The organism is Streptomyces spirodelae (genome assembly GCF_017676385.1).
Lineage (GTDB): Bacteria > Actinomycetota > Actinomycetes > Streptomycetales > Streptomycetaceae > Streptomyces > Streptomyces spirodelae.
Genome location: NZ_JAFFZN010000003.1, coordinates 380904 through 392645, shown reverse-complemented (window position 1 = coordinate 392645; position 11742 = coordinate 380904). Strand labels below are relative to the sequence as shown.

The following is an 11742-nucleotide window of genomic DNA, read 5'->3' as shown; positions in this document are numbered from 1 at the left end:
CACGCGCCGCCCGGCAGGTGACTACCGGCGCACCAGCGTGATCGTCGTCCAGGCGCCCACGTGGACCCGGTCGCCCTCCTTGAGGGGGACGGGCACGAACGGCTGGATCGGGTCCTCGGCACCGTTGATGGTGGTGCCGTTGGTCGAGTCCTGGTCGACGACCGACCAGCTGCCGTCCGGCTGCTGCACCAGCACTGCGTGCTGGTGCGAGACGCCCGGGTCCTCCGGGGGGCGGCCCAGGTCGATGTCCGGGGCCTCACCGGTGGAAGCACGACGGCGGCCGATGGTGATCTGCGGCCCGGTGAGCGGCAACTGCTGCTCGGGCGAGTAGGCGGGAAGGTTCAGCGCCGCCGCCTCGGGACCACTGCGCTGCATCATCGCCGCGAAGTACTCCCGGTCCGGCGCGATCATCGCCGTCCACGCCCCACCGCTCTGCGGTGCGCCGGGGTCCTGCCGGGCGTAGTCCTGCCCCTGCCCCTGACCGGGCGGCGGGCCCTGCTGCCCGCCGTACTCCGGCGCGCCCTGCTGCCCGCCGTACTCAGGCGCGCCCGGCTGCTGCCGGCCGTAGTCCGGCGGAGCGGGCTGCTGCTGGCCGTAGTCCGGTGGCACCGGCTGCTGCTGGCCGTAGTCCGGCGGAGCGGGCTGCGGCTGGCCGTAGTCCTGGGGCGGCTGGGACGGCCCCGGCTGGGGCTCGCCCGGCTGGTGGCCCGGCCCCGCGGGGGCGGGCTGGGACGGGACACCAGGTGCCGGAGGCGCGCCCATACCGGGCGGCGGAGGCGGGCCGGGAGGCCCTTCCGGCGCCTGCGGTGGCGCGGGCGGACCCGCCATCTGCTGGTGCTCGGCAGGGCCGGGCGGGGAGAGCTCCCAGTCACCACTGGCGGGCGGCGCCGGCGGCGCGGGCGGCCCGCTGTACGGCGCGGCCTCGGGCCCGGCGGGGTAGGGCCGGTCCTGCCCGGGGAACCCTCCGGGGGCGCCTGCGCCCTGGCCGTCGAACGGGCCGGGACCGCCGGGGCCCGCAGCGGGGCCACCGGGACCGGCCGGGCCGCCGGACCCCGGAGGCGGGAAGCCGGGGGCGCCCGGCTGGGGGTGCTGGCCCGGCGGGACGTAGTTGGTCGGCGAGTGGGTCAGGAAGTTGTAGCGGCACTCCTCGCAGAAGGGCGCCTGGGACTCACGGGGAGTCCGGCACTGGGGGCACAGCTCGGGCGGGCCCGCGTCGGGTCCCGGGTAGCCGTAGCCGTGGCCCGTCCCCTGGCCGGGCTGCTGTCCCTGACCCGGCTGCTGCCCGGGGCCGGGCTGTTGCGGGTGCTGTCCAGGGCCGGGGGGCTGGGGCGGCCCCGGCGGGCCCGGATAGCCGTAGCCGCCGGGTGCGGACGGCTGAGGGGGCGGCGGTACGGCACCAGCGGGCGACGCAGGCGCGCCGGTCATGCGGTGACCGCAGACCTCGCACCAGTCGTCGGCCGCAGACTGGTGGCCGTTCGGGCAAGTCGGCATGGTGAGTGCCTCCCCCTCCGTGCTCCTGCTCTTCGGTACCTGCTGGTACGGATCGTGCCGGTTGTGCGGGCTGTGTGGGCTGTGAAGTTCGTTACGGGCCACCGCGGCCGGTGCGGCTAGCGCTTCACCCGGACCGTCTTGGTGGACCGCGTCTCCAGCGTCATCTCGTCGGCCTCGGCGACCTTTGCCTTCAGTCGAACAGTACCCGTCGCGGCGTCCACCACGTCGACCACCTTCGAAAGCAGTTTCGCAGTATCCGCGTTCCCCGAGGCGTTCGCCAACTGCACGGCTCGTCCCAGTTTGGCCGTAGCGCCCGCTTCATCCCCCGCTTTCCGGAGATCGAGGCCCGTCTGGATGGCCTGGGCCAGTTCGGCCTGTCCCGTGTAGTGCGCGACCTGCGGGTTGATGGAAGTCGTGGCGACCATGTCGTCCGTCCACACCGCCCGCACGAGCCCCTGTCCGAAGGTGTCCGGAGTGCCGCCGTCGGGCGCCGGGCGGATCAGCGAGACCCGCGCAGCGAGCATCTCCCGGCCGACCTCGGCGGCCGGCACCTCCACACAGACGTGGTAGTCGCGGGACTCGTCGCCCCATGACCCTGTCGGGTAGTCACCGGCGCGCGGCCCGGCCTCCGTACGGCGGTCCGTCAACTCCTCGACCGTGGGCGCCACCTGCTTGACGAACTTGATCCGGGAGCCCTGCGGGGTCCACAGCCGCAGCGCCACATCGGCGACCTCCTTGCCCATGGCGTTCTCCATCATCTGTGTGAAGTCCGCCGCCAGTCCGTCCGGATCGGCCACGATGTCGGCGCTGCCCAGCAGCGCGGAGGCGATCGAGGTGACCTCCTTGACCTCCCAGTCGGTGCCCACTCCCCGTGCGTCACAGGTGAAGCGGCCGGCGCAGGCGTCCAGTGCGTCGCGCAACTGCTGGGGCTCCTCGTGCTCGTTGCGCCCGTCGGTGAGCAGAATCCCGTGCCGGATGGGGACGTCGGCCGAGCTCAGCAGCTGGTCGGCCAGGCGCAGCCAGGTGCCGATGGCGGTGCCGCCGCCGGCGGACAGTCCGCGCAGCGCGTCCTTGGCCTGGGCGCGTGTGGTGGGATCGGCGACGGCCAGCGCGCCGTTGCCGGGGAAGACTTCCCTGGCCTTGTGGGTGCCGGCCACGACGGCGAAGCAGACGCCGTCCCTGAGGGTGTCGACGGCCGCCGCTGTGGCGTCCCGGGCATTGCGCATCTTGGTGGGCGGATAGTCCATCGAGCCGGAGCAGTCGACCATGATGACCACCGCGGCGTTGGGGCCGTCCTGCGACCGGACCTGTGCCGGGTCCGTCACCGGCAGCGGCATGCCGCCCGTGGTGCCGCCCCCCGTGGCGGTGACGGTGACGATGGCGTTGACCTCCTGCGCGCCCTCGGGCAGGTACTCGTTCTGGTAGACGTCCACCGAGAAGCGCGGCGCATGGGACTTGGAGAAGTTGGCCATCTGTTCCGCTCCTGTTTGCTCTACAGCGACAAGTAGACAAAGGGGCGGGTGGAAGTGCGGTGGTTCTCGCGGCCCTTCCCCCGGGACAGCGTTCTCGTCGTCCCCGGCACCCGTCCTGCGGTGTCCCAAGGCCCCCGCGGCGTGCTCGACTCAGGCCGATCCTGCCCCTCCCGGCGGCAGCGGGAACGGCACCACCGCCACCGTTACGTTGTCGTGCCCGCCGCCGTCCAGCGCGTAGCCGACCAAGTGCTGCGCCGACTGCAGTGGCCGGGTGAGCGCGTCGGGCGGCACCGCGGCGGCCATCTCCTCGGCGGACTCGGCGTAGTTCCACAGCCCGTCCGTGCACACCACCACGACGCCCGGCTGGTCGGGCTTGAACGAGGCGGTGTGCGGGTCGATCTCGTAGGCGTCCGCACCCAGCCAGCCGGTGATGGCGTGCGCACGGGGGTCGGAGTACGCCTCCGTCTCGCTCATCAGCCCCGCCGCGACCATCTGCGCCGCCCAGGAGTCGTCCTCGGTCAGCCGCGCGGGGGCCGCCGATCGGTCGTCGGGCACCCAGTAGGCCCGGCTGTCCCCGATCCAGCCGACGGTCAGGATGCCGTCCGTGCTCAGCGCGCCCACCACGGTGCAGGCCGGCGCGTTCTTCGACGGCTCGACAGGCGCCTCGGCCGCCAGCGCGTTGACCGCGTCGGAGGCCGCCACCAGCGCCTCGTGCATCGCCTGCTGCGGGTGGCGGCCCTGTGGCAGTGCCTGGCACAGCGAGGCACTGGCGGCCTCGGCGGCCGCCGCCGACGCCTCGTCGGGGCGGGTGGCCGAGGAGACGCCGTCGCAGATGACGGCGAACGTGGCGGGGCTGCCCTGCGACGTGGTGGTCTCCGCGATGGCGAAGAAGTCCTCGTTGCGGTGGTGCCGCAGCCCACGGTCGCTGGCGGCTGCCACCGTGTCCAGCGCGCGCTCCATGTGGTCGCGGTCGCGGGGCTGTTTGTGACCGCAGTGCTCGCAGTAGCCGTCGCTGTCGATGGTCCCGGTGCCGCAGGCCACACAGACGGGACCGGACGGCTCGCCGGGCTCGTCCAGGACGGTGCGCGGGTCGGGGCCGGTGGGCGAGTCGGTGCCGGTGCGGGGGTCGGGACCGGAGGGCGCGGAGGCTCCGGGCGGCTCCTGGACCGCGGATGGCGGCGGGGCTGCGGGTGGCGGCGGGGCTGCGGGTGGCGGCGGAGGTCCGTCCAGCGGTGCCGGGGTGCCCGGCAGCGGCGGTGTCCCGGGCTGCTCCCCGGCGGGCGGCAGCGCGTAGTCGGGCTCGGCCGCCGGGGGCGCCTGTGCGGGCGTGGGCGCGGCCGTCGGCGGAGCAGCGGGGGGTGGCGACGGAGGCGGGGGCGGATACCCCGGCCCGGCCTGGCCTGCCGCCGGGAGACCGTCGGGGAGGGTGGGAGTGCGCGGGGCGGGCGGCGCGTCGCCGTGCCCCGCACGGCCCTGTGCGGCGGCAGCGGCGGCAGCGGATTCGAGATCCGCGCCGCACGCACCGCAGAAGCGGTCACCCTCCTCGAGCGGTTCCGCGCAGCTCGGGCAGGCGGAGAGTTGGTGCAGCTGAGGCATGGTCACACCCACGTCCGGGGGCGGAGACGGTTGGCCCGTTCCACCAGTTCGATCCTCTCGGTTCCGCTCTGCGCGAGCCGGGCGAGCAGCCGGTAGGAGCGCTCCAGGCCGAAGCGCAGCCCCTCCTCGGTGAGCGGACTGTCCAACAGCCGTACCCCGGCGCCGGGTGGTGCCCCCGGCGCTCCCGCAGGCGCGGGCCCGGGGGCGGCCCCCCGGGCGGGGACAGCCTGGCACAGCAGCCAGTCGAGTGCGCAGCCGAGCACCTCGCAGGTCAGCTCTTGGCGGCGGACCGCGTCCAGCCCGACATGCTCCAGCTCGGCCACCTGCCGCGCCGCCGCCTGGAGGTCCTCCAGCAGCGGCTCGTGCGGCGAGCGCTGCCGCAGGCGTGCCCGTACCGCCGCCACCCGGGCCGCGGTGTAGTGGATGGACGCCTCCGGCACGGACTCCAGCACCTGTACGGCGCCTTCCCTGTCGCCCGTGGCGAGCCGCACCCGTGCCAGGCCGAACGCGGCACTCACATACGACGGGTCGGCTGTCCACACCAGCCGGTAGTACTCGGCCGCGTTGTCCAACTGGCCGAGCAGCTCGGCGCAGACGCCCAGGGCGAGCTTGGGCGCGGCCTCGCCGGGGAAGGCGTCGTAGACCGCGTCGAAGGACAGCGCGGCGCTCTCCCGGTCACCCGTCACCAAGGACGCCAGGCCGCGGTACCAGACCACGCGCCAGTCGTCGGCGTGGCGCGCCTCCAGGGCCTCCAGCGCGTCGAGCGCCGCCGTCGCGCCCTTCGGCACCTCGCCCTGCTCCAGAAGCGCGCGCAGCTTGCGCAGCCGCAGCTCCAGGGAGTCGTGCGGCGCCCCCTCCAGCGCGGTGAGCAGGTCGGCGGGTGAGGAGGCCACCAGCCCGGCCAGGAGACCGGCGTTGGGGTCGGCGGGGTCGACACGCGGTACGGGCAGCGCCAGCGCCGTCGGCCGCGTCCGGAGCGGCGCCAGCGCGATGCCGCCCGCCGCGGCGGCGGGCGGGGTGCCGTCCGGGGCGCCGTTGGCCGGCGCGGGGAACGAGGCGAGCGGCGCGGGCTTCGCCGTGACAGTGGCTGTCGCCGTGGCGGAGGCCGTGGCTGACCAGGGCCGGGCCGGGAGCACGGCCGGCTGCTTGGCGGTGCGACGTTTCTTCACGTCGGGGTCCCGCGCTCCCAGCAGCGAGGCCCGACCGGAGTGCGGCGCGAACAGTTGACTGTCCACGACCCGCAGTTCGGGCCCGAAGAGCGTGGACAGCGCGGGGCGCGGCTTTCCGGTCTGCAGGGCCACCACCTCGCGCAGCACGCCCAGCAGTTGGTCGGACATCTCCTGCGCGGAGGCGAACCTGCGCCCGGGGTCGGGGTCGGTCGCGCGCACCAGCAGCCGGTAGAAGGACTCGTACCGCTGGAAGACCTCGATGTTCTCCGGGTTGGGCAGGCTGTCGACGTACACGTTGGTGTAGCCCTGGAAGTCGAAGGTGAGGACGGCCAGGGTCCGCGCCACGGTGTACAGGTCGGAGGCGACCGAGGCGCCCTCCTCCGCGACCTCCGGGGCCTGGTAGCCCACGGTGCCGTAGATGGCGCTGTCGTCGTCGTCCATCCGGCGCACCGCGCCCAGGTCGATCAGCTTGAGCTGGTCGCCCTGCTGTATCGCGTTGTCGACCTTGAAGTCGCAGTAGAGCAGGTTGCGGCTGTGCAGGTGTCCGAGTGCCTCCAGCGCCTCGATGCCGTAGGCACACGCCTGCTCGACCGGGAGCGGGTCGCGCTTCCCTTCGGGGGTGCGCCGGGCGTTGGCGATCTGCTTGAGCGAACTGCCGCCGACGTACTCCATGACGATGTAGCCGTCGAGGCTCCCGGTGCGCTGGTCGAGGTGTTCGACGAAGTTGTAGATGCGCACGATGTTGGCGTGCTCGATCTGGGCCAGGAAGCGCCGCTCGGCGATCGCGGCGGCCATCGCGTCCTGGTCGCCGGTGTCCAGCAGGCCCTTGAGGACGACCCAGCGGTCGGAGACGGCGCGGTCGACGGCCAGATAGACCCAGCCCAGGCCGCCGTGCGCCAGGCAGCCCGCCACCTCGTACTGGCCGTGCACGATGTCGCCGGGGCGCAGCTTGGGCACGAACGAGTAGGGGTGGCCGCACTGGGTGCAGAACCCCTCCGTGCGGCCCGGCCCGCCACTGCGCGCGCGGCCGACGGGCGCGCCGCAGTCGCTGTTGCTGCAGAAGCGCTTGCGCTCGGGGACCTCGGGGTTCTCCAGTACGACGCCGGCCGGGTCCGGCTTGGGCACCGGGGGGATCTGCACCAGTCCGGCGCCCAGCCTGCCCCGGGACGAGCTCTTGGCGGAGGAGCGTCCGCTGCGCACGGAGACCGAGCGTTCGGTGCTGCGGCCGGACAGCGAGCGGGAGAGCCGCCCGGAGACCGAGCGGCGGGAGGAGCGGGAGCGCCCTGAGGAGCGGGAGGAAGCCCGTGAGGAGGAGCCGGAGCGCGCGGAGCCCGAGGAGCGGCCCTCGCGCCCCGGGCCGGTCATCCCGGTCTGCGCCGAACCCAGCACGCCACCGGGTGCCACCACGGGGGCGAGTCCGCAGGTGTTGCAGTACAGCTCGCCCGCTCCCATGTCCTCGTAGACGCCCTCGCACTGCGGCCGTTGGCACGGCCGGTTCTGCTCGTTCGACTGCTCGCTCACTCTGCCCCCATGTTCATCGCTCCGCCTGCGGCGTCCTGAGCGTCCCGCTGCCGCTGCCGGAGTGCCTCCTGTGCCGCCGCCTGGTAGCGCAGTACGGCGTCCTCCGCGGCCCGCAGGTCGCAGGGCGCGCTCCACAGCATCCGGCGTGCCGCGTCGTAGCGCTCGATCAGGAGGCGGTCCTCGGCCAGGCCGTTCTGTGCCACCTTGGCTTTGTACACGTCCAGCCGGCCGCGCAGTTCCGCGCGGACGGCCAGTGGTGCGGTGACGGCTGTCAGCTGGGCGCGTGCGCGCTCCAGTTCGTCCTCGGCACGCTCCTCCAGGCTCTCCAGCAGCGGGGAGAGCCGGTGCCACTGTGCGTGCCTGCGGTACTCGGCGGCCGTTGCGAGCTGTTCCTGCAGCACGGTGGGCGGGCCGCTGACGGCGGGCACCTCCGAGGCGGCGATCTTCGCCAGCACCTCGCCGCGCGCCGCACGGGCCTCGGCGAGGGTGCGGTCGGCGCGGGTGAGCAGGTCGCGCAGTCTCATCAGCCGGGTCTCGGCGTCCTGCCGCACGGCGAGCACGGCGTCGATCTCGCGCCGTACCTCCTCCAGGGCGCGCGCCGCACTGTCGTAGCGGGTGGTGTCGGGTCTGCCGCCGCCCGGTGCGCCGCTGCCTCCGGTCGGGGTCCAGAAGGCGAGCGGGTCCCTGAGCACCTCCTCGCGCAGGGCCTTGAGTTCGGCCGTGGTGCGTTCCAGGTCGTCGGCGGCCGGATGCTCGCCGGGGCGCACGCCCACCGAGTGCGCCAGGGAGCGTACGCGGCCCAGTTCGGCGGCGAGCAGGTCGATACGCGCCGGAAGCGCCGACCACACCGAGTCGGCCGCCGCCACCACATCGAGTGCCTGCGCGTACCACTCGTTCATCCGCTCGACGAGCCCGCTCAGCGTCATCTCCTCGGCGAGCTTTGGGGTTTCGTCGAGGCTCGCACCCGGGGTGCCCGGCAGCGCCCCGCCGGGCACGGTGAGGGTGCCGCGCAGCAGCCGGGTCAGCTCCACCAGGTCGTCCCGGCTGGGCCAGCGGCGGCGGGCCCGCAGTTCGCGGGCCTGGTGCAAGGTGCGCGAGTAGAACTCGAAGCCGTTCCACAGCGCGGTGATGGCCGCCTCGGCCCGTGCCCAGCGGTGCGCTGTCGTCCCGGCGAGCTGCGCTCCCTCCAGCAGCCTGCGTCCGGCGTGGTCCTGGAGCGCCAGCAGGGAGGATTCGACCGCCTCGTGCTCCGCGTCCAGCCTCTCCAGCACACGGTCGGTCTCCTCCCGGCTCATCACCTCTCCGGCGGCACCCGCGGGCCCCATCGATCACCTCGCTGTTCGACTCGTACTCACGGACCGGTACATCGGCAACACGACCACGGCAACCGGTTCAGTCACGGTAGAGCGGTTCGGGCGGTGCGGGCTTCTTTCCTTCCGTACCCATCATGTCGTCGGCCAGCCAGCGGTCGTAGGAAGACTTCCACTTGTCCTTGCGGTAGTCCTCCAGAACCTTGTTGACCCTGCGGACGAGATCCTTGTCCTCCAGGTTCATCGCAACACCGTAGGGCTCCACCGTCTCCGGCTCCCCGATGAGTTCGACGGAGGGGTCCTGAGCGGCCAGTCCCGCGCCCAGCGCGCTGTCGGTGACCGTGGCGTCGGCCTCTCCGAGCTGGAGACGCACCAGGCAGTCGAGCTGGTTGGGCACCACGACGGGCTTGGCGCCCAGGGCCGCGTACCGGGGGGACTTCATCATCTCCTCCGCCGTGGAACCGGACGAGTAGCACACACGTTTCCCGCGCATGCTGCTGTCGAAGCCCTTGACGCGGGCCCGTTTCTTCGGCACGACCAACTGCTGTCCCGCCTGGAAGTAGGCCGTGGAGAAGGCGACCTGGTCGAGGCGCTCACAGTTGATCGTCATCGTCCGTACGACCATGTCCACATCGCCGCTGCGGATCGCCGGGATGCGCTGGTCGGTGGGGATGGTCCGATAGGTGATCTTGTCGGGTCCCGTCCCGCCGAGCAGATCGCGGGCGATGGCCTTCACGAGGTCGATGTCGAAGCCTTCGATCTTGCCGGTTGCCGGATCGCGGTAGCCCCACAGGTAGCTGTTCTGGTCGACGCCGACGACCAGTTTGCCCTTCTTCTTGATGCGCTTGACCGCGTCGCCCGAGGCACCCGACGGCTTGAGACTCTCGGCCGGGTAGTGCCCGTCCTGGCACTTCTCCGGCTTGGGCTCGGCCCCCGGCACGGAGGCGGAAGCGGGCCTGGCCGGCGCCGCGCCCGTACCGCCCCGCGCCGCCTCCGGCGCCGCGGTGCCCGGGGAACCGGCCGGACCGGTGTGCGGCACCGTCGTGACGAGCACCGCGGCCGTCACCGCCAGGCAGACCGCGGCGACGGCCCACGGCTTGCGGCGCGTCCAGCGGCCCCGGCCCCGCCCCCGGCTCCCGCTCCCGCTCCGGCTCCGGCTCCGGCTCCGGCCCAGGCCGCCCCTGTCCGGGCCCTGACCCCGATCCAGGCCCCCGCCCCGGCCCGGGCTCCGCCCGTCCGCGCTGTCACGCGCGAAGTCCCGCTCCGACATGGCCTTCCCCCTCCTCACCGGTACTCCGCGAGCCTGCGCCCGATGCCCAGCACAGCGGCGGCGGCGCCCAGCACGGCCAGCGCCAGCGCTCCGGCCACCAGTCCGTCGAACCAGTCACGTCCGGCGTCCGCGGCCTTCTCGAACTGCCGCTGCTCGTGCGCCGCTGCCCTGCTGAGGCTGTCGTCCACCGCGTCGAAGCTCTCGCGCGTACTGTCCTCGGCGCCGATCACCCGGTCCACCGCGTCCTCGTAGTCGCCGCCGTCGTCCTCGGCGCGCGCCTGCTTGTGCCGCTGCTGCCAGGTGCGGACGGCGCGCTGGGCGTCCTCCACCGCGCTGCGGCCCGTGCGGTCGTCCGCCACCTCACGGGCGTCCGCCAGCAGGCCGCCGCGTTCGCCCCCCTCCTGGTCGCCGCCCTTGCCACCGTCCTGGTCGCCGCCCTCGCCGCCGTCCTTGTCGACGGGTGCGCCGTTGCCCGCGACCTTCGCCATCTGCTTCTGGTAGCTCTCCTCGTACGCCGCGCCGCCGCCGCGCGCGACCAGCGTCATGTTCTCGTCGCCGCGCGCCTGGAGGGTGCCTATCCGCGCCTCGTTGAGAGCCTGCAGGGAACGGGCACCGGTGGTTTCCGACTCGTTCAGCCCGGAGCGCGCCCACACGTGCCCCGCCGTCAGCCACACCAGCAGCGCCAGCGCCGCGGCCGTGGCGCCGAGCAGCCCGCGGTTGAAGACCCGGTTGGTGCGGCGGTAGTTGCGGCGCTGCGCCCAGCCGAGCGCGCCGAGCGCCACCACACCGCAGCCGACGGCGAGCAGCGGCCGGCTCCTGGCCTCGTCCAGATCGCCGCCCAGCCGCCTGGTCTCCGCCGTGTACAGCTTGCGGGCCGCCGGCAGCAGTTCGCCGCGCATCTTCTCGTTGGCGTAGCGCAGATAGGCGCCGCCCAGCGGGAGTCCCTGCCGGTTGTCGGCGCGTGCGGACTCCACCAGTCCGGTGTAGACCGGCAGGCCGCGGTTGAGGATCGCGATCTGGCGCCGCGCTGTGGGCGAGCCCCCGGAGTTGGCGGCCGCTTCGGCGAGCAGTTCGGAAGCCTCGCGAATGTCCTTCTCGTAGCGGCGCCGCTCCGAGCGGGGCTCGTCGCCGCCCGCGAGGAAGCCGCTGGAGGCGGAGGTGTCGGCGTCGGCCAGCGAGCGGTAGATGTGCGCCGCGTCCGCGCTCAGCGGCTGGCTGTGGTCGACCACGGCGTCGGCAGCGGTGACCCGCTCGGAGACCTGCCACGCCGAGACGGCACCGAACAGCACCAGGAGCGCGGCCAGTACGGCGCCGATGGCGCGCAGCCGCCCGGGCTCGGTGCTCGCGGCCGTACGCACTCGCTGTACGCCCTCGGACCATGCCGTACGCCGCGGAGGGCCCAAGGAGCCGAGAGCGGCCTCGCCGGGCTCGGGGGCCGTGCTCCCGGTGGCGACGGGGGCGGTGCCGTTGCCGGGCCCGTCCGGCGGCACCGCCTGGACGGGTGGTGAGGTCGGTGGCGCGGTCGGCGGCTGTGTCACGGCTGGAGCCCTCCCCCTCGGTCGCTGGCAGACACCTGGCCGGTGCGCTCTTCCCGCTCCCTTCCGTGCGGCCCCCGGCTCCCCTGCCCGGGTCCGCGGGCGACAGGCCGCCCCGGTGGTGTGGTGCCCAGGCCAGCAGTATGGCCGTCGCGGCCGCCGCCCACAGGGGCTTGACCGGGATCTTGTGCTGACCGCAGCCAAATGTCCGGCTTGCCGTGCGGCTGTCGAGCCGGCTGTCGTCCTGTTCTCCTGTTCTCCCTCACGCCTGGGGCGGGAGCGGCGGTTCCCGGGCGGGTCCCAGGGCAGCCCGGGCGGTGCCGCGGCGTGTCCGTACGGTGACGCTTCCCGCCTGGGTTCCAACGGCTGGTCATGCGA

General features: G+C 73.8%; 7 protein-coding genes. All 7 read right to left on the bottom strand.

The window, feature by feature from the left end:
• Positions 1-21: 21 nt before the first annotated feature.
• Positions 22-1491, bottom strand: coding sequence for an FHA domain-containing protein (locus JW592_RS05910; RefSeq protein WP_209263788.1), 1470 nt, complete (start codon positions 1489-1491; stop codon positions 22-24).
• A 116-nt stretch (positions 1492-1607) separates the two neighbouring features.
• Positions 1608-2963 (bottom strand): vWA domain-containing protein, encoded by a 1356-nt coding sequence (locus JW592_RS05905; RefSeq protein ID WP_209263787.1) that lies wholly within the window; start codon positions 2961-2963, stop codon positions 1608-1610.
• Positions 2964-3113: 150 nt separating this feature from the next.
• Positions 3114-4559, bottom strand: coding sequence for a PP2C family protein-serine/threonine phosphatase (locus JW592_RS05900; protein WP_209263786.1), 1446 nt, complete (start codon positions 4557-4559; stop codon positions 3114-3116).
• A gap of 2 nt (positions 4560-4561) precedes the next feature.
• Positions 4562-7249 carry a serine/threonine-protein kinase gene (locus tag JW592_RS05895; protein WP_307805300.1) on the bottom strand — a complete coding sequence of 896 codons (2688 nt, stop codon included), beginning with the start codon at positions 7247-7249 and terminating at the stop codon, positions 4562-4564.
• Positions 7246-8574 carry a coiled-coil domain-containing protein gene (locus tag JW592_RS05890; protein ID WP_209263785.1) on the bottom strand — a complete coding sequence of 443 codons (1329 nt, stop codon included), beginning with the start codon at positions 8572-8574 and terminating at the stop codon, positions 7246-7248. Before JW592_RS05890 ends, JW592_RS05895 begins: the two co-directional genes overlap by 4 nt.
• A 67-nt stretch (positions 8575-8641) precedes the next feature.
• The gene (locus JW592_RS05885; RefSeq protein ID WP_229375217.1) at positions 8642-9829 is read right to left on the bottom strand and encodes a glutamate ABC transporter substrate-binding protein; all 1188 of its coding nucleotides are present in this window, start codon (positions 9827-9829) and stop codon (positions 8642-8644) included.
• Between the two features lie 14 nt (positions 9830-9843).
• Positions 9844-11367, bottom strand: coding sequence for a GlnX family signal transduction membrane protein (locus JW592_RS05880; protein ID WP_307805299.1), 1524 nt, complete (start codon positions 11365-11367; stop codon positions 9844-9846).
• Positions 11368-11742: the final 375 nt, after the last annotated feature.